The 26,933-nt window shown below is 61.4% G+C and carries 21 protein-coding genes; 10 read left to right on the top strand and 11 right to left on the bottom strand.

Going from position 1 to position 26,933, the window contains the following annotated elements:
• Positions 1 to 9 precede the first annotated feature (9 nt).
• Both waaC and PJE01S_RS10760 read left to right on the top strand, forming a co-directional pair.
• Entirely contained in the window at positions 10 to 1,053 is a 1,044-nt protein-coding gene (gene waaC / locus PJE01S_RS10765) for a lipopolysaccharide heptosyltransferase I (protein WP_068833720.1), read from the top strand.
• 5 nt (positions 1,054 to 1,058) lie between these two features.
• Positions 1,059 to 2,396 carry a 3-deoxy-D-manno-octulosonic acid transferase gene (locus PJE01S_RS10760; RefSeq protein WP_068833607.1) on the top strand — a complete coding sequence of 446 codons (1,338 nt, stop codon included), beginning with the start codon at positions 1,059 to 1,061 and terminating at the stop codon, positions 2,394 to 2,396.
• 330 nt (positions 2,397 to 2,726) lie between these two features.
• Here the strand turns inward: PJE01S_RS10760 and PJE01S_RS10755 are convergent, their stop codons facing one another.
• From PJE01S_RS10755 to PJE01S_RS10740, 4 genes are all read right to left on the bottom strand, one after another.
• Positions 2,727 to 3,530: an oxidoreductase gene (locus PJE01S_RS10755; protein WP_068833605.1), complete on the bottom strand. Its 804-nt coding sequence runs from the start codon at positions 3,528 to 3,530 to the stop codon at positions 2,727 to 2,729.
• 40 nt (positions 3,531 to 3,570) lie between these two features.
• A complete protein-coding gene (locus tag PJE01S_RS10750) occupies positions 3,571 to 6,645 on the bottom strand; it encodes an efflux RND transporter permease subunit (protein ID WP_068833597.1) in 3,075 nt (1,024 codons plus the stop codon).
• Positions 6,642 to 7,751, bottom strand: a complete 1,110-nt coding sequence (locus PJE01S_RS10745; RefSeq protein WP_068833595.1) for an efflux RND transporter periplasmic adaptor subunit — start codon at positions 7,749 to 7,751, stop codon at positions 6,642 to 6,644. The genes PJE01S_RS10750 and PJE01S_RS10745 overlap by 4 nt, the downstream gene beginning before the upstream one ends.
• 78 nt (positions 7,752 to 7,829) lie before the next feature.
• Positions 7,830 to 8,447 carry a TetR/AcrR family transcriptional regulator gene (locus PJE01S_RS10740; protein ID WP_068833593.1) on the bottom strand — a complete coding sequence of 206 codons (618 nt, stop codon included), beginning with the start codon at positions 8,445 to 8,447 and terminating at the stop codon, positions 7,830 to 7,832.
• A 93-nt stretch (positions 8,448 to 8,540) separates the two neighbouring features.
• Here PJE01S_RS10740 and PJE01S_RS10735 point away from each other — a divergent pair, with 93 nt between their 5' ends.
• From PJE01S_RS10735 to PJE01S_RS10720, 4 genes are all read left to right on the top strand, one after another.
• Complete coding sequence (locus PJE01S_RS10735) at positions 8,541 to 10,001, top strand: efflux transporter outer membrane subunit (RefSeq protein ID WP_068833591.1); 1,461 nt, start codon at positions 8,541 to 8,543, stop codon at positions 9,999 to 10,001.
• Between the two features lie 5 nt (positions 10,002 to 10,006).
• Positions 10,007 to 10,672, top strand: a complete 666-nt coding sequence (locus tag PJE01S_RS10730; RefSeq protein WP_068833589.1) for a TetR/AcrR family transcriptional regulator — start codon at positions 10,007 to 10,009, stop codon at positions 10,670 to 10,672.
• Positions 10,673 to 11,295: 623 nt separating this feature from the next.
• Entirely contained in the window at positions 11,296 to 11,688 is a 393-nt protein-coding gene (gene copC, locus PJE01S_RS10725) for a copper homeostasis periplasmic binding protein CopC (RefSeq protein ID WP_068833587.1), read from the top strand.
• Positions 11,688 to 12,557, top strand: a complete 870-nt coding sequence (locus tag PJE01S_RS10720; protein WP_068833585.1) for a CopD family protein — start codon at positions 11,688 to 11,690, stop codon at positions 12,555 to 12,557. The genes copC and PJE01S_RS10720 overlap by 1 nt, the downstream gene beginning before the upstream one ends.
• Before the next feature lie 1,123 nt (positions 12,558 to 13,680).
• On the opposite strand, the gene PJE01S_RS24455 is transcribed toward PJE01S_RS10720, so the two are convergent.
• From PJE01S_RS24455 to PJE01S_RS10700, 3 genes are all read right to left on the bottom strand, one after another.
• A complete protein-coding gene (locus PJE01S_RS24455) occupies positions 13,681 to 14,118 on the bottom strand; it encodes a ribonuclease HI family protein (RefSeq protein WP_174548538.1) in 438 nt (145 codons plus the stop codon).
• A gap of 139 nt (positions 14,119 to 14,257) precedes the next feature.
• Positions 14,258 to 14,884, bottom strand: a complete 627-nt coding sequence (locus PJE01S_RS10705) for a response regulator transcription factor (protein WP_068833581.1) — start codon at positions 14,882 to 14,884, stop codon at positions 14,258 to 14,260.
• The gene (locus tag PJE01S_RS10700; RefSeq protein WP_169804375.1) at positions 14,881 to 16,767 is read right to left on the bottom strand and encodes a sensor histidine kinase; all 1,887 of its coding nucleotides are present in this window, start codon (positions 16,765 to 16,767) and stop codon (positions 14,881 to 14,883) included. The genes PJE01S_RS10705 and PJE01S_RS10700 overlap by 4 nt, the downstream gene beginning before the upstream one ends.
• A gap of 194 nt (positions 16,768 to 16,961) precedes the next feature.
• Here PJE01S_RS10700 and PJE01S_RS10695 point away from each other — a divergent pair, with 194 nt between their 5' ends.
• The 4 genes from PJE01S_RS10695 (at position 16,962) to ccsB (ending at position 23,219) form a co-directional block, all read left to right on the top strand.
• On the top strand, positions 16,962 to 17,930 hold the full coding sequence (locus tag PJE01S_RS10695; protein WP_068833577.1) for a DctP family TRAP transporter solute-binding subunit: 969 nt from the start codon (positions 16,962 to 16,964) through the stop codon (positions 17,928 to 17,930).
• A gap of 147 nt (positions 17,931 to 18,077) precedes the next feature.
• Positions 18,078 to 19,406 (top strand): dicarboxylate/amino acid:cation symporter, encoded by a 1,329-nt coding sequence (locus PJE01S_RS10690; RefSeq protein WP_068833718.1) that lies wholly within the window; start codon positions 18,078 to 18,080, stop codon positions 19,404 to 19,406.
• 522 nt (positions 19,407 to 19,928) lie between these two features.
• Positions 19,929 to 21,680: a cytochrome-c peroxidase gene (locus PJE01S_RS10685; RefSeq protein WP_157090287.1), complete on the top strand. Its 1,752-nt coding sequence runs from the start codon at positions 19,929 to 19,931 to the stop codon at positions 21,678 to 21,680.
• A 153-nt stretch (positions 21,681 to 21,833) separates the two neighbouring features.
• The gene (ccsB, locus tag PJE01S_RS10680; protein WP_068833573.1) at positions 21,834 to 23,219 is read left to right on the top strand and encodes a c-type cytochrome biogenesis protein CcsB; all 1,386 of its coding nucleotides are present in this window, start codon (positions 21,834 to 21,836) and stop codon (positions 23,217 to 23,219) included.
• 63 nt (positions 23,220 to 23,282) lie between these two features.
• Here ccsB and PJE01S_RS10675 read toward each other — a convergent pair whose 3' ends face one another.
• From PJE01S_RS10675 to PJE01S_RS10660, 4 genes are all read right to left on the bottom strand, one after another.
• The gene (locus PJE01S_RS10675; RefSeq protein WP_068833717.1) at positions 23,283 to 24,311 is read right to left on the bottom strand and encodes a cupin-like domain-containing protein; all 1,029 of its coding nucleotides are present in this window, start codon (positions 24,309 to 24,311) and stop codon (positions 23,283 to 23,285) included.
• Positions 24,312 to 24,344: 33 nt separating this feature from the next.
• A complete protein-coding gene (locus tag PJE01S_RS10670; RefSeq protein ID WP_068833571.1) occupies positions 24,345 to 25,688 on the bottom strand; it encodes a TolC family outer membrane protein in 1,344 nt (447 codons plus the stop codon).
• 104 nt (positions 25,689 to 25,792) lie between these two features.
• A complete protein-coding gene (locus PJE01S_RS10665) occupies positions 25,793 to 26,158 on the bottom strand; it encodes a rhodanese-like domain-containing protein (RefSeq protein WP_068833569.1) in 366 nt (121 codons plus the stop codon).
• Between the two features lie 53 nt (positions 26,159 to 26,211).
• Entirely contained in the window at positions 26,212 to 26,901 is a 690-nt protein-coding gene (locus PJE01S_RS10660; protein ID WP_068833567.1) for a protein-L-isoaspartate O-methyltransferase family protein, read from the bottom strand.
• Between the last annotated feature and the right edge of the window lie 32 nt (positions 26,902 to 26,933).

The raw sequence follows: 26,933 nt of genomic DNA, 5'->3' as shown, positions 1-26,933 counted from the left end.
CACGTTGTAGTGAAGATACTTTTAGTCAAGCTCTCGTCGCTGGGCGATGTGGTCCATACGCTGCCGGTGCTGCAGGACATACGCGCCGCCCTGCCCAAAGCGCAGATCGACTGGGTGGTGGAAAAGTCCTTTGCGCCGCTGCTCGCGCGCAGCCCGGCCCTGCAGCGCATCATTCCCTGCGAAATCCGGCGCTGGCGCAAGTCGCCGCTGTCGGCCGCCACGCGCCAGCAGTGGCGTGCCTTCAAGGCCGATCTGCAGCAGACGCCTTACGACGCGGTCATCGACCTGCACGGCCTGAGCAAGTCGGCGCTGGTGGCCCGCCTGGCGCGGCTGGCGCCGGGCGGCAAACGCTATGCGCTGGCCAACCAGACCGATGGTTCCGGCTACGAGGCGCCCACGCGCTGGGTGGCCGATGTGGCGATACGGGTAGCACCGCACATCGACGCCGTCCGACGCTCCCGCGAACTGGCCGCACGGGCGCTGGGCTATGCCTTCAAGGGCGCGGCGGATTTTGGGCTGAAAGTGCCGCCAGACCTTGACGAGCTTGCGTCATTAGCTCCTGAAACCATAGCAGATGCGGCGAATCAAGTGGCCCTGGTGCACGGCACCTCGCGCGCCGACAAGGAGTGGCCGCTAGCTCACTGGGTGGAACTGGGCCAGCGCCTCAATGCCGCCGGCTACCAGGTCGTGCTGCCGCATGGCAACGCCCGCGAACTGGCCACCAGCCAGGCGATTGCCGAGGCGCTGAACCTTCAAGCCTCTAACGCTGCAGTCATCTGGCCCCTGCTTTCGCTGGACGCCCTGACGCAGCAGCTGGCCCGCTGCGCGGGCGTGATCGGCGTGGACAGCGGCGTGAGCCACATCGCTGTGGCGCTGGATTTGCCGCATGTGCAAATCTACAACTTCGACACCGCCTGGCGCACCGGCCCCGGCGCAGGCCTGCCGCCCGGTATCGTCAAAAGACAGGTCAGCGTGTTTGCGCAGCCCACGCCCAGCGTTGATCAGGTGTGGCAGGCCTGGCTGGGTTGTCTTGACACGGTGAAGGCTGCATGAGCCTCATGAACGGCGTGGCCCACGGGCTGTATTCGGCCCTCATGACGCTGGGCCAGCCCCTGCTGCGCCGCAAGCTGGCCCGCCGTGGCCAGAAAGAGCCGGGCTATCTGGAAGCCGTGGAAGAACGCTTTGGCCGCTACAGCCAGCCGGCCGAAACGCGCGCCGAGCTGGTCTGGGTGCATGCCGTGTCGCTGGGCGAAACCCGCACCGCGGCCATTCTGCTCAAGGCGCTGCGCGCGCAGCAACCGGCCCTGCGCCTGCTGCTCACGCACGGCACGGCCACCGGCCGCGAAGAGGGGCGGGCGCTGCTCAAAGCCCTGGGCCAGCCCGGCGACATCCAGGTCTGGCAGCCCTGGGACAGCCCGGCGGCGGTGGCGCTCTTTTTCAGCCACTTCAAGCCGCGCCTGGGCCTGCTGATGGAAACCGAAATCTGGCCCAACCTGGTGACTGAGGCTCAAGCGCGTGCCATGCCGCTGGTGCTGGTGAACGGGCGACTCTCGGCCAAGTCTTTGAAGCAGGCCGAAGGCATGGCACTGCTGTCGCGCCCGGCCTATGGCGCACTGTCGGCGGTATACGCGCAGACCGAGGCCGATGCCGGGCGCTTTCGCCGGCTGGGCGCACCCGTCGCGGGCGTGTTTGGCAACCTCAAGTTTGACGCCACACCGAACGCCGCCCAACTCGCCCAAGGCCAGGCCTGGCGGCAAGCGCTGACGCAGCCGGTCATCATGTTCGCCAGCTCGCGCGAGGGCGAGGAAGACGAGTTCCTCAAGAAAATAGTGGCTGTAGCCCAGGCGAATCGGGCGGTACCAGCTATAAATTCAGTAGCGAATGGCACTGCCAAACCCTTCAAGGCCCTGATCGTACCGCGCCACCCCCAGCGCTTTGACGAGGTGGCCGCGCTGGTGGCGCAGCATGGCCTGCGCGTGTCGCGCCGCTCAAGCTGGGTAGGCAGCCCTGTCGAGAGCGACGAGGCGATGAGCGCCGATGTCTGGCTGGGCGATTCCCTGGGCGAAATGGCGCTGTACTACGGTCTGAGCGACGTCGCCCTGCTGGGCGGCAGCTTTGCGCCGCTGGGCGGGCAAAACCTCATCGAAGCCGCCGCCTGCGGCTGCCCGGTCGTGATGGGGCCGCACACCTTCAACTTCAGCGAAGCGGCTGAGCTGGCCGAGGCTGAGGGCGCTGCGCGGCGCGTGGCCGAAATGCCGGAGGCCGTGAATGCCGCGCTGGGGCTGGTGAATGATTCGCCCGCGCTGGCGCAAGCGGTGGCTGCTGGAATGGCGTTCGCGGAACGCAATCGGGGAGCGACGGCCAGGACGCTGGATGCGTTGCGGGGCTATCTGTAAGGCGTCCGCCTGACAGGCTGTCTGTCGCAAACTGCTTCGACTGGACTGAGATCGTCTGCTGCCCTGAAGACATTCAATTTTTCATGCTTGGGTGGCTGCAAGGCAGCGGAAGCGGGCATCCGCCAGCGGCAGCTTTCTGGAAACCCAATTGCATCGGGTGGAGTACCAGTCAGCGGTCGGTCACGGCGGCCCGCATGGTGTCCGAACCCGCCATCCGAGCATGCGCTCCAAAGCGGTCAGTGAGTCACGTGACTTTGTTGCACAGATAATATCGGTCCACAAGGAGGCGCTATATGAAATTGCGCATCGGAACGATCTTTACGCTATCGATCACAGGCCGAGCTTTTTCCTCAGGCTTGCATCGACAGGGCCCGCAGGCATAAAACGGCGCAATTTACTCAAGAGGGATGCCTGTCCGGCCGGAGTGCGGCGCATACGCCAGGTGCCAAGTGCCGCTTCGACGATCGTGTGTGTCACCTCAGAAGGTTCAGGCGCGCCGTTGATGCTATCGGCGACAGAGCGCGAGACGATGTCGCGTTCGCGGTCATAGTCCGCGATTTTTGACTTTGCCTGAGGCGAGCTGGCCTCCAGATTGGTCTTGGTATAAGACGGCTCGACCAGTGTCACGCGGATGCCGAACTGACGCACCTCATGATCCAGGGTTTCGGACAGTCCTTCCACAGCATGCTTGGAGGCCGAATAAAGCCCCATGTACGGAGCCGGGAGAAAGCCGAGCACGGAGCTGACATTGACGATCCTGCCGCGACGTTGCGCTCGCATGTGCGGGAGTACCGCCTGTGTGGTGCGCACTATGCCGAACACGTTGGTGTCGAACAGAGATGCGGCCTCGCTGGTTGTTGTTTCCTCCACCGCGCCAATCATGTTCATTCCCGCGTTGTTGACCAGCACGTCGATACGGCCGGCCTGGTCGATGATGGATTGGATTGCACGTTTAACAGAAGCGTCGTCGCGAACGTCCATCTCGATGAGTTCGACACCGGGCAGTGGTTTCGCTTTGGCGATGCTGCGCACGGTGCCGAACACCTGGCATCCTCGCTTCGCGAACTTTTCTGCGGCGACACGTCCGATGCCCGATGACACGCCAGTAACAACGACCACGGTGGATTTCGACATAGCAGATCCTTTCGATACGTGAATGGTGAAGAAGATAAAATCAGCGCGGATCAGCTTCTGTTGCCGGGCGGATCTTGAACCAGATGGAATACATGGCCGGCAGGAACACCAGAGTCAGAACCGTCCCAGCGAAGGTGCCGCCGATCAGCGTGTAAGCGAGGGTGCCCCAGAACACCGAATGGGTCAGCGGGATAAAGGCCAGGATCGCAGCCAAGGCTGTCAAGACTACCGGCCGAGCTCGCTGCACAGTGGCCTCGACGACCGCGTGGAATGGAGCCAGTCCCGCCTGTTCGTTGTGGCGGATCTGCCCGATCAATATCAGCGTGTTGCGCATCAGGATTCCCGACAACGCAATCAACCCGACCAGCGCATTGATGCCGAATGGCTGCTGGAACAGAAGCAGGGTCGGCACTACGCCGATCAGTCCCAGCGGGCTGGTCAGGAAAACCATGACCATCGCGGAGATTGAGCGCACCTGCAAGATGATGATGAGCAGGGTGAATGCCAGCATGATGGGGAAGATCGGCAGCATCGCGAACGTCGCCTTGCCTGATTCTTCGATGGAGCCCGCCTGATCAATGCGATAACCGCTAGGCAGCTTGTCCATGACAGGCTGAAGCTGCCGGGTAATTTCTGCCGATACGTCCGGTGGCTGCAAGCCTTCGGCGATGTCGCCGCGGACCGTGATCGTGGGCATGCGGTCGCGCCGACGCATGACGGGTTCCTCCATGCGTACGTCGACCTTGCCCAGTTGCGACAGTGGAATGCGCTGCCCGTTAGCGCCAGCCAGCGTGAAGTCGCCGACCCTGGCGGGGTCGAGCCGGACCTCGCCAGCCGCGCGAGCGACGACCTGCACCGTACGGATATCTTCGCGCACGGAGGTGATGGGGACTCCCGTCAGAAAGAATTGCAGTTGTTGCGCCACCGCGTTGGAGCTCAGCCCGACGGCCTGCAACCGGTCTTGTTGCAAAGTGAGATGCAGAGCGGGCGTACGCATGCCCCAGTCGGTGTTGACGGTGCGCATCATCGGACTGGCGGCCATGACCTGCTGCACGTCAGTCGCAATTTCTCGCAACTTGTCGGGGTCGGGGCCGGTGACCCGGTAGGCCACCGGGAACGGTGAATAAGGTCCGAATACGAGCTGGGTGACACGCAGCCGTGCCTCCGGTGCAAGCCCCTCGGCGATGGCCTGTCGCAGCCGGTGTTTCAATGCCTCCCGCTCGTCCTGGTTGTCGGTGCGCACCACGATCTTCGCAAACGATGGATCGGGCAACTCCGGCCCCATCGAGAAGTAAAAGCGCGGCGCGCCCTGGCCGACGTAAGCGGTGACGATCCTGGCTTCCTTTTGCTGGGCCAGCCAGGCTTCCACTTTCGACGTGGCGGCGCTGGTCTGGACGATAGCCGTGCCATAGGGCATCTGCACCTCGATCAACACTTCGGGCCGGTCGGAGATCGGAAAGAACTGCTTTTTGACGACCGCCATGCCGAGTATGGCCACCACGAACAGACCCACGACGGAAGCGGCGACCAGCCACTTGCGCGCGATCACGCGTCCCAGAAGTCTGCGAAAGCGGTTGTAGCGCGGCGTGTCGTAGAGCGCCTCGTGGCCGCCTTCGGCCGGCTTGAGGTCGGGCAGCAGTTTGACGCCCAGATAGGGCGTGAAGACCACGGCAACCACCCACGAAGCGATCAGCGCGATACCGACGATCCAGAACATATTGCTGGTGTATTCCCCTGCGGTCGACCGGGCGAAACCGTTCGGCATGAAACCGACGGCCGTGACCAGCGTTCCCGAAAGCATGGGCGCGGCAGTATGGCTCCAGGCATAGGCGGAGGCGGCGATGCGGCTGTAGCCTTCCTCCATCTTCACCACCATCATTTCGATCGCAATGATGGCGTCGTCGACCAGCAGGCCCAGCCCCAGGATCAGCGAGCCGAGCGTGATGCGGTCGAAGTTCTTGCCGGTCGCGAGCATTACCACAAAGACTGTCGCCAGCGTCAGCGGCACGGCTGCGGCGACCACGATACCGACCCGCCAGCCCATGCTGACAAAACACACCACCATGACCACCAGCAGCGCGGCGAAGAACTTGACCATAAATTCATCGACTGCCGAACTGATGTTGACAGCCTGGTCCGTGACCTTGGTCAGGCCCATACCGAGCGGCAGATCGGCGTTGACCGCCGCCACCTCTTTGTCCAGCGCCTTGCCGAGGTCGAGCCCGTTCCACCCATCGCGCATGACGATGCCGAGCAGCAGCGCGGGTTCGCCGCCATTGCGGATCAGGAAAGTCGAGGGGTCTTCATGGCCGCGCCTGATCGTGGCGATGTCCGACAGCTTCAGGGTGCGTCCCTGCGCAATGACCGGCATATCGCGGATCTTCTGCAATTCGTCGAACGCGCCGTCCAGGCGGATAAACACCTGCGGGCCCTTGGTTTCCACCGAACCTGCGGGCGTCAGGGCGTTCTGACTATTGAGCCCGGCGAACACCTCCTGCGGGCTGACGCCCAACGTTGCCAGGCGCTCATGCGAGAACTCGACATAGATGCGCTCGGACTGCTCACCGACGATGTTGACCTTCTTGACGCCCGGCACGTGCAGCAGCCGCTGGCGCAGCGTCTCCGCATCGCGCACCAGCAAGCGCTGCGGCTCGCCTTTGGCCTTGAGCGCGAACAGGGCAAAGGTGACGTCTGCATATTCGTCGTTGACCATCGGCCCGATCACGCCGGACGGAAGGTTGTTGGTTTCGTCTCCGACCTTCTTGCGGGCCTGGTAGAACTGCTCCTGCACTTCCGAGGGCGGTGTGGTGTCGAGCAGGTTCAAGGTCGTGAAGGCCAAGCCCGGTCTGGTATAGGTCTCGGTGCGATCGTACCAACGCAGTTCCTGCAGTCGCTTTTCAATCTTCTCGGCGACTTGGTCCTGCATTTCCTGCGGGGTTGCCCCTGGCCAGGCGGTAATGATCGTCATCGCCTTGACGGTGAAGGAAGGGTCTTCCGCCCGGCCCAGCTTGAAGAACGCAATGAGCCCGGCCAGCGAGATCAGGCAGATCAGGAACAGAGTGATGGAGCGCTCGCGCACGGCGAGCGCCGACAGGTTGAAACGTCCTTCGCTCATGGCCGCGCGCTTACGGTTGCGACCGCTTGACCAGCCACGCGAATCTGCTCGCCTTCGCGCAGCAGATGCGTGCCAAGTGCGACTATCCGGTCACCCTGCTTGAGTTGACCTGCAATGTGAGCACTGTCGTCGCCCAGGCGCTGGACCGTTACCGGCCGCCACGAAACCTTTGCTGGCTCGCCCTGGATGACCCAGACTCCCGGCCCTTTGCCCGCGTCGGACAGGGAACCAATGGGTACCGAAAAGCCGCCTTGCGTAGTGGAATTTGCATCCGGGATTTGAACGGTGACTGTGCTGCCCAATGGGGCGTTGGACAGATCTCCATCCAGCACATACCGCGCCTCGAAAGTGCGCGTCAGCCGGTCTGCGGCGTTCGAGAGCTGCCTGAGTCTGGTCGGAACGGCTACGCCTTCTTGGCCAAAGAGCGTGGCCAGCCCGGTTGAACCGACCGCAGGGCGCAAGGTCTCCGGTAGTTGAATGACGGCTTCACGGCGGCCGGCATGGGCCACACGCACCACGACCTGCCCCGCATTGACGACCTGGCCGGGTTCAGCCAGCGTTTCCATGACGACGCCATCGCCATCTGCCACCAATTCCGTATAGCGGCTCGCGTTTCGAGCGACTTCGGCCTGCGCCTCGGTTGCGTTGAGCTGGGCTTTGGCCGCATCTGCTGCAGCCTTGACCTGGTCATAGGCTGAGGCTGAAATTGCACCGGTTCCGCGCAGGTCCTGGTAGCGGGCTTCGTCCAGCGCCGTTTGCTGCGCTCGCGCTCGGGCGGCGGCGACCGCTTCCTGCTGCGCATGAGCTGCGAGCTTCAGGTCGACGGGATCGATGCGCATGAGCGGTTGCCCACGCTTAACGGTTTGCCCCGTATCCACAAGGCGTTCCAGCACCTTACCGGAGACCCGAAAGCCCAGATCGCTTTGTACCCGAGCGGCTACGGTCCCGGTGAACGCGCGAGACGCAGCGACCGAGCCCTGAATGGTGGCCACACGTACCAGCGGCGCCTCGGTACGTGGATCAGATTGCGTCTTGTCGCCGCAAGCGGCCAACGCAAAAGGCAATGCACAAATGACTGTAGATGTAGCGAAGTAACGCCTGAGCATGAAAGTCCCATTGACGAAATGAATTGGACTTTCATTATGGTACTAGTGACCTAATTAGTCAATAGTCACTGTTTTGTGTCAGGGTGACAGGCTGCGGAGCACCAGGCTCGACAAATGCGCCGGCGCCTCTTTGTTGTAGTCAAAGCTATGTTGCAAGAGCAGAGGATTGAGGTAGGGGCGCATGACCAGATAGATTGCCAACGCCGTCTCGTCCAGGGGTGTCTTGCGCTCGAAGTCTCCGGTTTGCCGGCCTTCCTGCAAGACGTCCTGAAGCAGCTTCTGGATGCGTTCTTCGTAGGCATGAACTGCCTGCCAGCGCTCTGTAGCGGCCGATGCGGCAATCTCGTAAAGCTTTCGGTCCTGGAAAAACAGGCGAAGGCTCGCCTCAGTCATGGCTTTAAACATCCGCCGCAGCTTCTCTGGTGGCGTGTCGGCCCCTGCAATAGCCGCACTGACCTCGGTTTCGATTTCGCGCAGGCAGTTCGCGCAGATCATCTCGCCGATGGCCTGCTTGGACTCAAAGAACTTGTAGATGTAAGCCTTGGAAAACCCGATGGCTTTGGCGAGATCGGAGACGGTCGTTTTCTCGTAACCGTAGCGGCTGAAGTGCTCGGTGGCCGCGGTAACGATCTGATCTCGCACGTCGTGGTCGGCCGGGCCGCGGGCCGAAACCGGATAAGTGGTCGCTTTGTTCATGGTCTGAAGCTTACCTCTATCCCGAGAAGTGAACAACGAGTGACTGTTTTGTATTATAGTCACAGTATCGACTCTATGACCTGGAACAAGTCTATGTTGCCCAAACGCACCCTTGCCATATTCATTGTTGCCGGCCTCTCGGCCGGCTGCTCTGTCGGTCCCGACTACGTCAGGCCCGATACGCCCATGCCGCAACAGTACCTGGGCCAACCAGCGGTTGACCAGCGGCATGCCACTGCCCATGCCGATCTGGTCACATGGTGGACGGGTTTCGGCGATCCGCAACTGACCCGATTCGTCACGCTGGCGTTGGAGCAGAACCTCGATCTCGCGCAGGCGTCCGCTCGCGTCACCCAGGCGCGCGCGGAGCTTGGGGCGGCAAATGCCGCGTTGCTGCCTTCCGGCAACGTCAGCGGCCAGGCAGCAAGAGCCTACCAATCCCTTGAAACGCCTCTGGGCAAAGTCTTGAGCTCGAGCCCCGGTTTCGACCGCCACGGCAGTTCTTACGAAGCCAATCTCGGCGCGAGCTGGGAACTAGATGTATTCGGGGGCTTGCGTCGTGGAAAGGAAGCGGCACTTGCCGGGTACCAGGCGTCGGAGGCCGGCGCAACCGCCACCCGGTTGGCTGTGGCGGCACAGACCGCCGACACCTACATCATCATTCGTGGGCTGCAAACCCGCCTCGACGTTGCCCGCCGGCAGGTGCAGACGCAGCAGCAATTGCTATCAACCATTAACCTTTTGTATGGGAAGGGGTTGGCGGCCGAACTTCAAGTGAGGCAGGTCGAAGGTGAGCTTGCCCAGGTTCGGGCGTCCGTGCCGGTCCTTGAAGCGGGTCTGGACGTGGCCATGAATGCGCTTGACGTGATGCTGGGCTCACCACCCGGAACGCATCGGATGGAACTGGCCAATGCTAGTGTCATTCCTGCTGCCCCACAAATCACTGCGACAGGCTCCCCAGGTGAGTTGCTAAGGCGCCGCCCTGACCTGATCGTGGCTGAGCGCCGCCTTGCCGCATCGAATGCCCGTATCGGTGTCGCCATTGCCGAGTACTACCCCAAACTCTCTCTGAGTGGGCTGATCGGCAGCGCGACATCGGTGTCCGGCGGCAATCTGTTCACCAGCGGCGCCAGTCAGGCCGCCGGTGTGCTGGGTCTGCGCTGGCGTCTGTTCGATTTTGGCCGCATCAACGCACAGATCGACCAGGCCAGGGGCCAGGAGGCCGAGATGTTGGCTGCGTATCGGCTTGCCGTACTGCGGGCAACTGAGGACGTAGAAAACGCCTTTTCGGCTCTGGTCAAGCGCGAGGAGCAGGCGACTGTACTTGCCCAGGGAGTGGACTCTCTCGGCCGCGCACGATCAGCTTCGTTTGCGGCATATCAAAAAGGGGTACTCAGCCTGATCGAAGTCTTGCAGGCCGACGAAAACCTGCTACGCGCCTCCGATACGCGAGCGCAAGCGCAAACCGAATCCGCACGCGCGGCGGTTGCGGCGTTTAAAGCGCTCGGCGGCGGTTGGCAACCCCAGGAATCCAACGCGGTAGCAATTAGATAACAAGCCTGTCGAGCGCGCCCAAGCCCCCACCATCCCGCAGCACCTATCGCCACGGCGACCTGCGGCGCGCCCTGCTGGAAGCCGGTGTGGAGCTGGCCCGCGCCGGCGGGCCCGAGGCGGTGGTCCTGCGCGAAGCCACCCGGCGCGCGGGCGTGGCGCCCAATGCGGCGTATCGGCATTTCGACAGCCGCCAGGCCTTGCTCTATGCGGTTCGCTCCGCCGCGCTGGCGGCCGTGGCCCGTGCCATGGAGGCCGAGCTGGCCGCCGTGCCGCCCGATTTACCACCTGCCGAATTTGCCCGCGCCAACGTCCGCGCGCTTGGCGCCAGCTACCTGCGTTTTGCGCAGGCGGAGAGTGGGCTGTTCCGCACGGCTTTTGGCCCCTCGGACGACTTGAAAGAAAGAGGCCAGGGCATGCAGGCCAACGCCGAGCGCAAGGGGCAAAGCGGGCTGGACCCCTTCGAGCTGCTGCGCGCCGCACTCGACAAACTCGTGGGCGCCGGTGTGTTGCCGCCTGAGCGCCGTCCCGGCGCCGAGTTCCTTGCCTGGTCGGCGGTGCACGGGCTGGCCATGCTGGTCATAGACGGCCCGCTGGGTCCGATCCTAGGCTCGCAGATGCAGCAGATCGGCGAGCGCCTGGTGGAGATGGTGGAAAAAGGCCTGTGCGGGTAGTAAGCGCAAGGCTGGCGCAAACTGCCACCGCCGGCCCAGGCTGATCCCGCCGTGCGGGGCGGCAAGTCCATGCCCGTAGGTAGCCCCTCGCGAAGCGCCTCCACAAAGCGGCGCAACTTGGCCGGGTAAAAATTCGAGTACGGGTACAGCAGGGTAGACCGGCAAGGGCAACGCACTCCGCCGCGCTCTTTACCAATCATCTCCTGTAGCAGCGCGATAGATACATAGCATCTCTCGGTTTATATGGTGGATGTAACGGTCGCTGAGCGTCAGCTTTTGGTCGATGGCCGGTGCTCCTATCGGCGAATTCGTCGCTACATTGCCGACGATCAACATGCCGACATCAATGTCCGGTATGGAGCTACCACTTCGTAATGCTCTACGGCCGCAGTCAGTCTTTTGCGGCCGAACGACGCCAATCCCTTGATGGACAGCATTGCAGCTAAGTGGACTTTCAGCCTCGGCCGGAGAAGTGCAACTGCCGGCCAGGAACGGACGTTCAAACCTAGGACAGAATTTGGGCAAGCGGTCATAGTATTGGCGTGCGGCTGCAATCTCACTTCTTTTTCGATGACATTTCCCAAAATCCATCGGCAAACGCTTTTTTTTTTTAAGCCCTAGTCATGCAAAACTCTTCTTTTCACTGCTCTGCCATCCGTGCCTTTTTTCGCCGGTTCGCAGTCGTCAGCGCGCTGTGCCTGGGCAGCATCGGTCAGGCCTGGGCGCATGCACATCCTGAAACCCAGTCTCCCGTCGCAGGTGCGGTCGTCAGTGCGCCGCAAGAAGTCCGCATCACGTACAACGAAGCGCTCGAACCGGCGTTCAGCAGTCTGATCGTCATCGATGCTCGGGGCAAGCAGGTCAACAGCGCCAAAGCCTTGGTCGACTCCACCACTCACAAGACCATGCGTGTAGCGCTACCAACCCTGCCAGCCGGCGCATATCAAGTGAAATGGGTCGCGGTCGCAGATGATGGTCACCGTACTCGGGGGAGCTATAAATTCACGGTGAAGTGATGGATCTGGTCGCCGGCTGGATGCAAGCGCTATTTGCGGGATGGCTGAATATGGCGCTGGCAGCGGCCGTCGGCGTCGCGATGCTGCAAACTGCAGTGTCGTCGACAGCCTCCTCAGTGCGACTCGCCGGCATGGCCCGCCGGGCTTGTGTACTGCTCGGCATCGGACTCGCAGCCTACCTGTGCGCCGGCACCGTTGCCATGACCGAAACCCGTATCACCGGCCTGCCCGCCGCACTCTGGCTGGTACTCACGCAGTCACATTTTGGCGCCATGATCTGGGTTGCGTTGACTGCCTGGATCATGCTGATGGTGGCGACTGTCAGCTCTGCATGGCAAATACGAGATGGCTTGTTCGTGGTTGGCCTGATGGGATTCGCGCTGGCAAGGGCGGCGACCGGGCACGCGGCAGATCAGGGCTTCGTCAGCTTTTCTGTATTGATCCACACGGCACATGTGCTGGCAGCGACAGCCTGGGCTGGATCAGTCGGGATCTGCCTACTGCTGACGTCTGACTGGTCCAACTGGCAGCTGCAGCAGCGCAGTGCATTGGCACATCGCCTATCGGAAGTGGCAACGCTGGCGCTGCTCGTGGTGGTCGGTAGCGGGCTGTTTAATGCGGTACGGACGCTTGGACATGTCAGCAATCCCTGGGGTTCTGCCTATGTCTGGATATTGCTGGCGAAACTTTGTGCTGTTGCGATTGCTGCCGGACTAGGGGCGCGAAATCGCTGGTATTGGTTGGCGCGGCTGGATCGTGATCAGGTGGTCGGTGCCAAGGGGTTTAGGCTGGTGTTGCTGGTTGAGGCGGTGGTGCTGTTGGTTGTGCTGGCATTAGCCGCCAAGTTGGGAACTACCATGCCAGCGTAGGATGGATAGAGCGTATGGATTCCCGGCGCTCAAGCGGGACAGTCCCCGGCAAGCCGGGTCCTGCTACTTAGCTCTACTACAAGGGCTTCCCCACCTTTGTCAAACAGAATTCCATCGTGGTTGAATCGCGTAGCGATTGACGTACCCTGCTACCGTTGGCCAACCGCGCACGATTCTTTTGCAACCTTGAGTCTGCTAATAGGGACTTGTTGACCGAGGTGTGTGTCGTGAAGCAACGTCCCGACGGCGCTGGGCGGCATTGCCCGGTAGGCCATCACGGTACGGGATGGGCCCGTGCTGATATCCTGACTCAACGCCCTCCCGGGAATCAAGTTCGTGCTTTACATTCAAGACCATCTCATCATGGTCTCCGTAGCGGACCTGCAGCTTGCAGAAAAGTCCCTTCAGGTTGTCAAGGTGTCTGGACATGGGCATTCTCCTTGGGAATTCAACAATATGGTAGACCCGGTTACGGACAGCAAAAATCGGCACGCAGCCATATTTTGATTGAGGGAGAATCGCAAACCTGTCAATTAATGTGACTTACGTACGGCGCTGTATGCTCACGTGCCTCACCGCCGAAAAATGAGCCATCGATTGACCGGCATGGATGAGTGGGGCGTTTGTCTCAAGTGGCCGGTGCCTGGGTTTGGGTGGAAAGGCGCAGGTCCGACTATCATGTTCATCAGTGAAATGCAGAGGGAACGTTCAAGGATGAGACTCGCAATCGGAATTATGGTATTGGTTGCCGCGCTGGGGGCAGTGGCACTGTGGGCGTCCGGCGCGATTGGCAATTGGGTGTTGACCGGGGTCATGGCGGGTGCAGGACTCGGCGTTATTGTGTTCGCTTGGGTCGTGGGAATATGGTTGCGCAATCGGCAGCGCAGGCGGTTGATGGATATGCGGGACTCGGCGCTTTGGTGAGACGTCAATCAGAAATCGGCCAAGTGCCATCGCTTGCCCGGGCCAATTCACCTCAGACCTGAGTTGAGCGCCTGTCGATTGCCAACTGATTCAGTTAGTCGCAATAGTTTGGATATTCGCAAAGCAGGGTGAACGGCCGCCAGCGGGCGGATTTTTGGACGTCCGGTTCTGGCCGGCTGTAGCCTCAGCTCGTCTGGAACTAACGCCGCTTCCTGGATGTTTTGACAACGCGTTTTTCAGCAATCCCTAATGCGGCACGAGCGAGTGCATCAGCTTCGCTGTTGCGATGGCGCGGTATCCACACCAGGTTTGCTTGGTCGAACGAATTGAGCAGCGCTCGCGCTTCATCAAACAGGGAGGCCAGCCGGGCAATCGGCTTTGCTGCAGCGCCGCCGACCTGTTCGACAACGACACTGTTGTCGCAATGTATGAGAAGCGTGCCCGCACCACGCAACTTCAGTTCCCGAAGAGTCGCCAGCAGAGCTCTTAGCTCCGCTTCATTGTTGCAGCCGTTCTCATGCGCCGCTTGCGAAAGCGTATGGCGCGTGCCATCAGGCTCGGTAAACACCGCTCCAAGGCCGATACGACCGGGGTTGGGCACGGCGCTGCCGTCACAGTAAACAACCCAAGGATTCATGTGCAATGTCCGCTTCTTTTGGCCAATATAGGACGTCCGCTCACTGGTTAACAAATCACCCAATGGCGCCGCTTCAAAATAGCGCCAACCGTCTTGTCAAGCGGGAATGACGCGCCACCGCGCAGAAAAAATACCCGGCTCAGCCCGGAGGTGGTTGTGCGAAGCGGCCCATGCGATGGGCCAGCTCGACCGCCGAATTCACCTGCAGTTTTTCAAAGATATTGGCCCGGTGGTACTCCACCGTGCGCTGGGTGATGCCCAGATGTTCGGCAATGTTCTTGTTGTAGTGTCCTTGCAATAGTTGGTCCAGGACCTCCCGCTCTCGCGCACTGAGCGCAGCCAAGGCCTGCTGAAACAGCAGGCGCTCCTGCGAGTCGGCCTGCAGGGCGAGCGCTGCCTGGCGGGCGGCTTCAACCTTGTCCACCAGCAGGTTGTTCTGAAAGGGCTTCTCCAGGAAGTCCCAGGCCCCGTTCTTGACCGCCGCCACGGCCATGCTCATTTCGCCGTGGCCGGTCAGAAAGAGCACCGGCCAGGGCCAACCCATGGCCTTGAGCCGTTCAAACGTGGCCAGGCCGGACAGCGGTTCCATGCGGATGTCCAGTAACACCACGCAGCATTCCCACATCTCACTGCCCGGGCGCAGGGACTGCAAAAACATGTCGCCACCGCTCCAGCAGCGCGTCGGAAGCCCGCGCGAATCCAGCAGCCAGGCCAGGCCGTCGCGAAAGTCGGCATCGTCGTCGACGATGTGTACGGTGGGGTTCATGGGTTCAATGGCAGCCACAGCGTAAATTGTGCCCCGTTCAGCTCGGCGCTGCGCTCGACGTCGATCCGGCCGTGGTGCGCCTCAATGATGGAGCGGCATATCGACAGCCCCATGCCCATGCCCCCGGCTTTTTCGCTGGCAAAAGCGTCAAAAATACTGTTGCGCTGCTCTTGGGGCACGCCCGGCCCGCTGTCTTCCACCCGGATGCCCGCCATGGTCCCGGTCTGTTCCAGGCTTATCCGCACGAATGCCGGGGCCTGATCGCCGTGGATGGCCCACTCCGTGGCGTTGAGTACCACGTTGTGAAGTGCGTGTTCGAGGAGCAGCACATCGGCGGGCAGGGTGACCTCATTGTCCGGTAGACGCATCTCCAGCTTCAACCCGTCGGGTAAAGGCACATTGCCGACTACGCGCGTGATGAATTGGATGAGTTCCAGGGGTTGGCAGCTCATTTCCTGCCGCCGGGCGAAGGCGTTGACGCGCTGGATCACGCGACCCGCCTTTTCGGCCAGGCGTTCCATCCGCTCAACCACCGGCGCGACATCCGCCAGCGTCATGCGACCCTCCCGCATCCGGTTCAGCAGGCCGTTTGCAAAGCTGCTGAGCGCACCCAAGGGCTGATTGAGCTCGTGCGCCAGGGTGGATGCCACCTCGCCGACGGCAATCAGGCGGCCGGACGCTTCGAGTATTTCTTGCCGGCGTGAGGCCAGTCGCTCGGTGCGTTTGCGTTCCGTGATATCCAGTACCGACCCCATCCACCCAATCACCCTGCCATCCACCAGTGTCAACGGCGCGCCATGCGCCAGCACATCCAGCCTATGGCCTTCGCGGTGGCGCAATTGCATCTCCACGCCAACCTGTTGCTCCATGGGCAGGGTCAGGCTTTGCTTAAGCAGTTGGAACTCATCGCCCTGTTCGGCGGGCCAGTAGGGCATACCTTCTGTTTGGCCCAGAATGTTCTGCGGCGTCAAACCCACCATTCGGCAAAATGTCTGGTTGGCGTAGAGCAGACGCCCGTTCTGGTCCCAGGCTCGCAGGCCCAGCGTGATTGAGCGTTCCATGGCGGTGCGCAGCGCCATCTGGGTTTGCAGTTGCGATTCGGCCCGCTGACGGCGAGCGGTGTCGCGGCGCAAAAAATAAAGCGCCACCAACATGGCCGCCAGGCATATCAGGGCGACTCCGAAAAAAATACGCGGTGCCAGGGCCGGCTGGCTGTTCAGGGGGGCAACCCGCAACCTCAATGGGGCGCCAGGCAGGTTGATGGGCGCGAAGTAAGGCAATGGGTTGTCAGACTCCGCCGATGCGAGAGGAGCGGCTTCCGTGTCCAAGGCCAATGCGTGGTCCTTGAAAAACCATGACGGGACAACACTGGCAAGAACCCGGTCGAACCGGATGGCGGCAACGTAATCGCCGATAAAACGGTCCCTCTCAAACATTGGAACGGCAAGCCAAAGCATCTGCCCCGGGGTGCCGTCGGCCTGCAGCAATGGGCCGGCATAAGCCGCGCGCTGGAGTCCCCGGGTGGTCTTCAGCATGGCCGAAAGCGCTTCAGCATTGTCGGGGTGTTGCGCGGCGGCCTGCAGAAACAGGGGCCAGGTGGCCACTGTGGGCTGCCGGTCTACCGCCAGCCAGTCGTGGTAGGCAATCACGTCCGCGCTTTTCCAGAGCTGTCCTCCCGACAGCGCATGGGGCGCCGAAGCCTCACTGCGCTGTGCCTGCAGCGCCAACACACCCAGATCCCGCTCAAGGCGGCGGAAGTGAAAGTGCAGGGTCTGGTCCAGCCATTGGGCATCGGCGGTGCGGCGGCGGTCTTCTTCTTCCGTCTCCACCGTGCGCAGGAACAGCGCGAGCAACACAATGGACACTGTGACCAGCAGCAGCATGCCAACCAGCCAGGTCATGGCACGACGGTTCAAGATCGACAACTGGCGGGTGTCCAGGTCGAGGATCGCGAAGTCGATGGTTGGCTCTGTCATTGTGATGGGGGCTTTTGGGTAGCATAGCGGACATGCATGGCTTGAAGTGGATCAACTGGGGACGACTGGCGTGGCTCTGTTGCGCAGGATTGGGCGCCTGCATGTGGCAGGCTGGGCCGGTTCAAGCTGCGCAGGCAGAGGTGCTGGTCCGCTTCTCGCATGTGGTGGCGCAAGATACGCCCAAGGGGCAGATGGCCTCGCGCTTCAAGAAGCTGGTGGAGCAGCGCTCCGGCGGGCGCATACGGGTAGAGGTTTATCCGGATTCGCAGCTTTATGGTGATGACGATGAGATGGAGGCCCTGCAGTTGGGGGCCGTCGAGATGCTGGCCCCCTCGCTGTCCAAGTTCGGCACGGTGGGCGTCTCGGAATTCGAGGTCTTTGACCTGCCATTTTTATTCCATGATCTGGAGCAGGTGCGGTGTGTGACTCGGGGCCCGATAGGCCGGCAATTATTGCAGCGCCTGTTACGCCAGCAAATGGTGGGACTGGGTTTTCTGGACAATGGTTTCAAACAGATGAGCGCAGGCAAACCCATCCAGAATGTGCAGGATTTCAAGGGGCTTCGCATACGCATACAGGCCTCACGCGTGCTGACGGCTCAAATGCGCTCGCTGGGCGCGCACCCCGTGGTGTTGCCGTTTGACGAAACCCAACGCGCTTTAGCGACGGGGGTGGTCGATGGCGCAGAAAACCCGCTGTCCAATTTCCTGACGCAGGGGCTGGCTTCTGTCCAGCGCTCCGTGACGCTGACCAGCCATGGCTATCTGGGTTATGCGGTGGTGTCCAATCCCCGTTTCTGGGCCAGTCTGGATGAAACCGACCGAGGTATTTTGACCTCGGCCCTGAACGATGCGCTGGAGGAAGGCAATCGCCTGTCGGCCCAAATGAACCAGCAGGCCCTGGCAACGCTGCGGGAATCCTCCGGCGTTCGCGTCCATGCGCTATCAAGCGCGCAGCGGGATGCCATGCGCCGCGCCGTGCAACCGGTGTATGACAGCTTTCAACGCCGGGTGGGGGCGAACCTGTTGAGCCAGGTGCAACGCGACTGTTTGTCTCGGGATCTAGGGTAAACCCGACTGTTGAACGCCACAGTTGGCGAGTGGGTGATGGGTGCCTACCATTCACAGCTTTCCCGCCCCGCGGGATGCTGGCTGGTTGTGCCCCGGATGAACGGGCATGACCCGCTTTCATTTTCCACCCCATTCAAGGCCATAGCCATGTCGAAGACGCCCGTGCGCAAGCCGCTTTACAAGTCACTTTATGTCCAGGTCCTGTTTGCCGTCGCCATCGGCGTGCTGCTCGGCCACTTCTCCCCTGAACTGGGGGCCCAAATGAAACCTTTGGGCGATGGTTTTATCAAGCTGATCAAAATGATCATCGCACCGATCATTTTCTGTACCGTCGTGATCGGCATTGCCGGCATGGAAGACATGAAAAAGGTGGGCAAGACCGGTGGCCTGGCGCTGCTTTATTTTGAAGTTGTCTCCACACTGGCGCTGGTCATTGGACTGATCGTCGTGAACGTATTGCAGCCTGGCACGGGAATGCATGTGGATCCGACGTCACTGGACACCAAGGGAATTGCCGCCTACACGGCGCCGGGCAAGATGCAGGGCACGGTGGATTTTCTGATCAACGTGATTCCCTCCTCGGTGGTGGACGCATTTGCCAAGGGCGAGATTCTGCAGGTTCTGCTGTTCTCCGTTTTGTTTGGCTTTGCGCTGCACAGGTTCGGTGGGCGCGGCACCATGGTGTTTGACTTCATCGAGAAGTTTTCCCATGTGTTGTTCGACATCGTCGGCATCATCATGAAGGTCGCTCCGATTGGTGCCTTCGGCGCGATGGCGTTCACCATCGGCAAATACGGGCTGGGCTCGCTGTTTTCGCTGGGCAAGCTCATGGGCGCGTTCTACCTGACCTGCCTGATCTTTGTGTTCGTGGTACTGGGCATCGTGAGCCGTCTGCACGGTTTCAGCGTGTTCAAGTTTGTTCGCTACATCAAGGAAGAACTGCTGATCGTGCTGGGCACCTCGTCATCAGAATCGGTGTTGCCACGCATGATGGAAAAGATGGAAAACCTGGGAGCGCGCAAATCGGTGGTCGGGCTGGTGATTCCCACCGGTTATTCCTTCAACCTGGACGGCACCTCGATTTACCTGACCATGGCGGCGGTTTTCATCGCCCAGGCCACGGACACGCCGATGACGCTGACGCAGCAGTTGACCCTGCTGGCGGTGCTGCTGCTGACATCCAAGGGCGCAGCAGGTGTCACAGGCAGCGGGTTCATTGTGCTGGCGGCCACCTTGTCCGCAGTGGGGGGCGTGCCGGTGGCGGGCCTGGCGCTGATTCTTGGGATTGACCGCTTTATGTCCGAGGCGCGGGCGCTGACCAACCTGGTGGGCAACGGCGTGGCAACGCTGGTGGTGGCCAAATGGACCGGGGACCTGGACATGAATCGTTTGCGCCAGGGATTGGATCACCCAACGATGCAGGATTCGCAGGAACCTGAGGCTATTTTGGACCTCCAGGTCGCTCGCGGGCGGTGACGCAGTCTAAGGAGGCTGTCATCAAGTGGTTGCCAGGCAAGGGCCATTTCTATCTCTATTTGTAAGGTGTCTGCCTGGCTAGCTAGGGGTCGTCGCCATTGCCAACAAGATGGCCTGTGGATGGACAGGCCCTAAGTGCTGCTGGCCAAGAAGCAGGATTCCCGCCCCGCGGTGTGGGGCGTTCTGTGAGGCGTGTTGTCGCTGATTGATGGCTCGCAGGACTTCTCGAGCTTGACGCCGGAAGGACCGTTAGGGCGCCGGTCAGAGTCCCTGCGCGGCAAACGCAAGCCTGGTTTCATAGGGTCTTCCATACATTGCGGTATGGGCGCTACTACCTTTGCCGAAACCACCTCCAAGGCACTTCCCCGCCAATCAATAGATACCTAGACTAACTAAAAGTCACAAGTAAAAGTTGACTGTTAGCAGGGTAAACCGGTGGGGTAATGCGATATCTAAAGTCCAAATCAAATGACATAGGTGATCTCAACTTTTGATATCCATCTAGACATTTAGGAGGACGAAATGAAACACAGTATTTTGTATGGAGTTGTGTCGTCGCTCATAGTCGGCAGCACGGCATTCATTGCAATCCAGTCGCCTATCGTCTTAGCCAAAGGTGGGGGCGGTGGAGGAGGCGGAGGAGGAGGCGGAGGCGGTTTGGGAGGCGGGTTGGCGTCGCTCAGGACGGTAAGAGCCCCGGAACCGGCGGATCTGGCGACCTATGTGAAGAACAAGGATGCCGCCATCAAACTGGGCAAGGCGCTCTTCTGGGACATGCAGACCGGCGGCGATGGCAGGCAGTCTTGCGCCAGTTGCCACTTCGCCGCGGGTGCGGATACCCGGACCCAGAATATCTTCAATCCGCATGGCCTGCCAGTGCCACCTTGGGTCGCCAACACCCTGGCGACGCCGGCCATGTTCCCGATCACGACAAGCCTTGTGGCTGGCTCGGCGGGTGTTAAAAAGACGGACTTTACCGGCCTTGCTGCACTGGCGACTGCCGATTTCCTCGCAGACATTGGCACCTCGGTTCCCGATGGCACTTTCTTTATCGGCAACCATGTCAATGTACGGCAGGTAACCGGCAAAAATGCGCCTTCGGTGGTCAACGCGATCTACAACTTCCGCTTCTTCTGGGATGGGCGCGCGCGTGAAACCTTTAATGGCGTCAACCCAGGCGGCGACTCCGACCCCAACGCACGCGTATTGCGGGTGAGAAGTGACGGCGTGCCTGAGTTGGTGCGGATCAGCATCGCCAACGCCAGTGCCGCTTCGCAAGCCGTCGGGCCGGCCAATAACAATGTCGAAATGTCCTTTAATGGTCGTACCTTTTCACAACTTGGCAAAAAAATGCTGCGCGTGGTGAGTACGCCGCTGGCCCAGCAAAAGGTGGCCAGCAATGACAGCGTCCTGGGAGGATTGGCCAGCGCAAGCGGGCTGGGTTTGACCAGCCGGTACCCCCAAATGGTTGAGGACGCCTTTCAAAATCAGTGGTGGCAATCCAACCTTTGCGTGGATGGCAACAAGGCGGTATTAGCCACCGAGCCTAGTGGCTGTCCGAATTCGTACACAGTCAAGGAGGCAAATTTCCCGCTGTTCTGGGGACTGGCGATTCAGCTGTATGAAGCCACCTTGATCGCAAGCGAAACACCGTTTGACAACGGCTTCCTGACTCCGGCCCAACAACGCGGCATGCAGGTGTTTACCGGCCAGGGGCGATGCATTCAATGCCACAAAGGCGCGGAGTTGACCAAGGCATCGGTGAATTCCGTGCTGGGTGAAGTACCGTTCAATCCCTCCACCGGCTTCATCAATACCGCAGTGCGGCCAGTCGGCGAAGGTGGCGATGTCGGGGATGTTCTCAATCCGAACCGCGGCATGTTCAAGACGCCTCACCTGCGCAATGTGGAGTTGACCGGACCGTACTTCCATAATGGGTCCGCCGCCACGCTGCGCGATGTCGTCGACTTCTACGACCGCGGCGGAAATTTCCCCGGCAAATTCACGGACTCGCAAATAAGGCCCTTGAATTTGAGCAGCCAGCAAAAGAATGATTTGGTGGACTTCCTGCTTTCCCTGACCGATGAACGGGTGAGGTTCGAGAGGAAACCCTTCGATCATCCTTCCTTGCTCATCCACAACGGCGCAGACGCGGACGGAAATGATTTGGATATTCATCTTCCCGCTGTGGGGTCCAACGGCCGGCCTGACCCGCTGCAACCGTTCCTGAACCTGGACCCACACGACCCATCCCCAGCGATCCCCCGGCACTAGGGAGTTAAAGGTGCAGCGTGCTTTGCACGCTGCACCTTTTTTTTAACACCACGCCGCCATGGCCTTGTCCGCCCACCGTAAGGCCATGGACGGGAATAAAGAGCTTGAGAGCCTGAAAACGAAACTGCTGCAGGTGCTTTTATGAAAACGACAATGATCACTACCCGGGCTGCCAACATCACAAGCCCGGCGGCAGGGCGCAACACCACGCTAAGCCTGAACCAGGGCTATTTCGCCCGGCGCAACGCGCTGGACTGGGGGTTTGCTGCGCTCGTCATGGCGGGCGGTCTTTATGCCCTGGCCGCTTATGGCGAGTTCATGGATGTATACGAAAAGGGCATCCTGCTGGCAGCCATTCCTGCGGCGATTGCCATGGGCTGGTTCTGGCGGGCTCTGCGGGTGCTGATGCTGGTTGTCACCGTTTTCGCCTTGCTCGGCATCTGGTCTTACCAGGGCGAGCTGGCGCGCTCCGAGCAGGTGTTCTGGCTCAAGTATTTCCTGTCCAGCCAGTCGGCCATCCTGTGGATGAGCATGCTGTTTTTCATGAGCACGATTTTTTACTGGCTGGGCATGTTCGCCGGGAATAAGCCGGTCAGCGGCGCTTCAAGCCATAGCGCGACGCTGGAATCGCTGGGCTCCAAGATCGCCTGGGCGGCCGTCGGCATGGCACTGATCGGCACGCTGGTGCGCTGGTACGAAAGCTATCTGATTGGCGCCGACGTGGGCCATATCCCGGTCAGCAACCTGTACGAGGTGTTCGTACTGTTTTGCTGGATGACTGCGACGTTCTATCTCTACTTTGAATCGCAGTACAAGACCCGTGCGCTGGGCGCCTTCGTGATGCTGGTGGTCAGTGCCGCCGTCGGCTTTTTGCTCTGGTACACGGTCATTCGTGAGGCGCATGAAATCCAGCCGCTGGTGCCGGCCCTCAAAAGCTGGTGGATGAAGCTGCATGTGCCGGCCAATTTCATAGGCTACAGCATGTTTTCGCTGTCGGCCATGGTGGCCTTGTCCTACCTGATCAAGCAGCAGGCTGGCGAAACCCGCTGGTACAAACTCACGCCGATCTGGCTGCTGGGCGTGGTGCTGTGTTTTGTGCCGATTGTGTTTCGCAAATCGCCCGCTGATGCAGGCGGCAGCAGCTATTGGGTGGGCTATCTGCTGGTGTCGGGGCTGATTGCCACCGGCTTTTTGCTGGGCCGCCGGCATATTGCTTCGCGTCTTCCCAGCCTGGAGGTACTTGATGATGTGATGTACAAGGCGATCACCGTCGGTTTTGCCTTTTTCACGATTGCGACCGTGCTCGGCGCACTGTGGGCCGCGGAGGCCTGGGGTGGCTACTGGAGCTGGGACCCGAAGGAGACCTGGGCCTTGATCGTCTGGCTCAACTATGCCGCCTGGCTGCACATGCGGCTCATGAAGGGCCTGCGCGGCACTTTCGCTGCCTGGTGGGCCCTGGTGGGCCTGGCGGTGACCAGCTTTGCCTTCCTGGGCGTCAATATGTTTCTCTCGGGCCTGCACAGTTACGGAACCTTGTAGCAAGTATCGAAAATTTCTGGAAGGGCTTGTGCCGGCACTCCAATTCGACCGCTGCGCAGACTCCTAGCCCTTGCCCAACACCTGATGGCAGGTGCAATTGCCCCAGGCGTACCAATGCAAATGGTGCGCCCAGTCGCGCAAGGTGGCCCAGGCGCCGCCGGTGGCGACTTCCCAGGGCGTGAGGCCGAACATGCCCAGGCTGATCGATGGCTCCACTGACACCACCGAATGCCAGGTGCGCTTGGGCACGAACAGGGCGTCGCCCGCTTCGACGCGCGCGTAGAGGCCGTGGGCCTTTTCAAAGCTGGCGAGTTCTTTGGGCTGCTCGGGCAGGCGCGACACGTTGATGTCGCTGAGCGTGGCGCCCCAGTCGTATTTCTTGGCGGGGCACATGTGGGGGCTTTGCTCGGGCGGAAACAGCAAAAACTCCTTGGTGCCGGCGATCTGGCAAAACCAGTTGTGCGGGAAGTCGTTGTGCAGGCCGGTCACGGTGTTGGCCGGGCCCATGAACACGTATTCCCAGGTCATGCGCTGGCCTGGCCACAGGCTCTTGATGAGCAGGTCTTCGCGCAGCTTGGGAAATTTCTGCAGGATGTCCCATTGCGCCAGATAGAGCGTGGTGGGGCGAAAGGACTGCATGTGCGCCCAGTTCAGGTGAAAGCGTTCACCGGGTGGGCACTGGCGCAGTTCTTCGAGCCGGGCCTTGGGTAACAGTCCGGCGGCGGGGTGGGGTTCTTTTTGCGCGGCCTTGCCCAATTCGCGCAGGTAGGGTGCCACCGGCAGAAAGGGCCGGCCCTTGGTCACGCCCTGCTCGACCAGTCCGTCGGTGAACTTGACGGGCGCCTCGGAGCCGCTGCCTTCGCAAATGCCGGCCAGGTGCTCGAAGGACCAGATCCTGGCGGCAGGCCAGTGCTTGACGCCGCCCTTGACCAGCACGGGGCGCGAGAACGGCCACTGGCGGCCCGAGGCTTTCAGCGCCTCCCAGGTGGTTTCTTCCACCACTTCGAAGCTGGGGCCTGTGGGTATGTGCACCGGGGCATGCTTCACCGGCTCGGCCTCAATCGGCGGATGGCTCAGGTCTGCGGGCAGCATGCGCATGGATTGCAAGGGCCTTGGCGTGGGCGGTCAGGGGGCCAGCAGCGCGTTGATGGGTTGCAGGTTGTCGGGTGTCAGCGTGCCGTTGGCCTGGCGCAAACGCAGGTCGCCCAGCAGCACGTTGTAGCGCGCCTGCGCCAGATCGCGCTTGGTCTGATAGAGCTGGCTTTGCGAGTTGAGCACATCGATGTTGATGCGCACGCCGACCTGGTAGCCCAGCTTGTTGGCGTCGAGCGCGCTCTGGCTCGACAGCTCGGCCGCTTCCAGTGCCTTGACCTGGCCCTGGCCCGACAGCACGCCGAAGTAGGCGGTGCGGGTGCCCTGGGCCACGCTGCGCCGTGCGCCTTCCAGGTCGGTCTGCGCCTTGTCCTTGAGCGAGAGTGTTTCCCGGATGCGGTTTTGTACGGAAAAACCCGCGAACAGCGGAACATTGAGCAGCAAGCCGACGTTGCTGGTGTTGGCGCGCGAGGAGATGCCGTTTTGCGCCGTATTCGTGGGGTTGCGCGTGACGTTGTAGCTGGCGGTGGCGTCCAGCGTGGGCTTGTAGCCGGCTTCGGCCTTTTTTACCTCCAGCTCGGCGATCTCCACGTTGCTCCGGGCCTGGCGAATGCTCGGATGCATGGCTTCGGACTGCTGCACCCAGGTGTTGACATCGGCCGGCACCACGGGCGGCAAATTCACCGGGGCCAGCAAGGCCTTGGGCTGCGATTCGGTTTTGCCGACCAGCTGGTCGAGGGCAATTTTCTTGACGCGCAAGTCGTTCTCGGCCGCGATTTCCTGGGCAATCACCAGGTCGTAACGGGCCTGCGCCTCACGGGTGTCGGTGATGGTGGCGGTGCCGACTTCGAAATTGCGCTTGGCCGAAGCCAGCTGCTCGGCCACGGCCTCTTTTTGCGCGCTGACAAAGGTCAGCGTGTCCTGCGCGGCCAGTACGTCAAAGTAGGCCTGGCTGGTGCGCACGATCAGGTCCTGTTCGGCGGCTTCCAGCTGGGCCTTGGCCAGATCGACCTGCTTGAATCCCTGCTCATAGGTAGCCCAGTTGGCGGGCCGGTACAGCGGTTGCGAGGCGGTCAGCGTGGCATTTTGCGTGTTGAAGCTGCTGTTGATCGCCGGGTTGGTGTTGTCCACCCCGATGCGTGACGCGCCTGCCGACAGGCCGGCCGAGGGCAGGATGCCGGCCCTGGCCTGGTCGGCTCTGGCGAGGTTGGCGTCGTATTGCAGCTTGGCCGACTGGTAGGTGGCGTCAAAGGCACGGGCCGATTCATACAGTTCCACCAGGCTCTGGGCGCGCGCCAGCGGCGCCACTGCCATCAGCACCGACGCGATCGCCATCGACAGGGGTAGCGGCGTTGGCAGTTTCTTGGGCATCGTCATAAAGGTCCTGGGAAATGATTGAATCGGCAAGTTGACGCGTCAGCAGCGCAGGCTCAGGCGGGGGGCAAAGCGCTGCACCACATCAATAAGACATGGGCAAGGCATCAATACAGGGGCACCAAGGGGTCCACCTGCTGCGACCAGGCGTCAATGCCGCCCTGCAGGTTGACGACTTCGCTGAAGCCGCTTTGCGCCAGGTAGTTGGCGACCTGCAGGCTGCGCATGCCGTGGTGGCACAGGCAGGCAATCGGGTGGTCGGCGCCGTGCAACTGCTGCAGCTCGGCCAAGCGGGCCGGAATCTCGCGCATGGGAATGTGCACCAGCGTGAAGCCCTCAGCCCTGACCGAGGCGGTCTGCAATTCCCAGGGCTCGCGCACATCCAGCACCACGGGCAGGGCATGGGACGCAGCGCCGGCCATGGCCTTGTCACGCCAGGCGGCAAAATCGGAGGGACTCAATTGGGAAATCATCAGATCACTCTTTCAGGGCGGTAGCTTGAGGCGGCGGAATCGGTGGGGCCGGTTCAGAAACTGAATTTCGAGGGCTCAGGGAAATTGAGCAGGCGCGGAGCCACGGTGTCCCAGGCCTCGGTCGTGCGCCAGGCGTCCTCGCCCACGCGCGTGACCAGGGTGGAGCGCATCACCGGCTCAACACCGACGATGGCGCTCAAACGGCCACCGACCTTGAGCAGCGACAGCAGCGAAGCGGGGACTTCGGCGACCGAGCCGCTGAGCACGATCACGTCAAACGGGCCACGCAGCGGATCGCTGCCGGAAACCGCCTGCGCCAGCTTGGCGGCGCCGTCGCCGGTGCGGACTTCCGCGTTGTGAATGCCGGCCTTTTGCAGGTTGTCACGGGCGATCTGGGCCAGCGTGGGGTCGATTTCGAGGGTGATCACCTGCTGCGCGCGGTGCGCCAGCAGGGCGGCCATGTAGCCGGAGCCCGCGCCGATTTCCAGCACTTTCTCGTGCTTTTGCACCGCCAGGTCCTGCAGGATGCGGGCTTCGACCCGGGGTGCGAGCATGCACTGGCTGGGGTTTTGCTGCGGCGGCAGGGGGATTTCCATGTCCACAAAGGCCAACGCCTTGTGGGCCAGGGGCACAAAATCCTCACGCTTGACCACGGCCAGCAGTGAAAGGACCTGGTTGTCCAGCACTTCCCAGGGGCGGATTTGCTGCTCAATCATGTTGAATCGGGCTTGTTCGTAATTCATGGGTGACCTGTGGTGTTGGGGGGGTAATAGAA

The sequence above is a fragment of the Polaromonas jejuensis NBRC 106434 genome (genome assembly GCF_001598235.1).
GTDB classification, from domain to species: domain Bacteria; phylum Pseudomonadota; class Gammaproteobacteria; order Burkholderiales; family Burkholderiaceae_C; genus Polaromonas; species Polaromonas jejuensis.
Note: the sequence above shows the minus strand (reverse complement) of the source record. Positions and strands in the feature narration are given on the sequence as shown.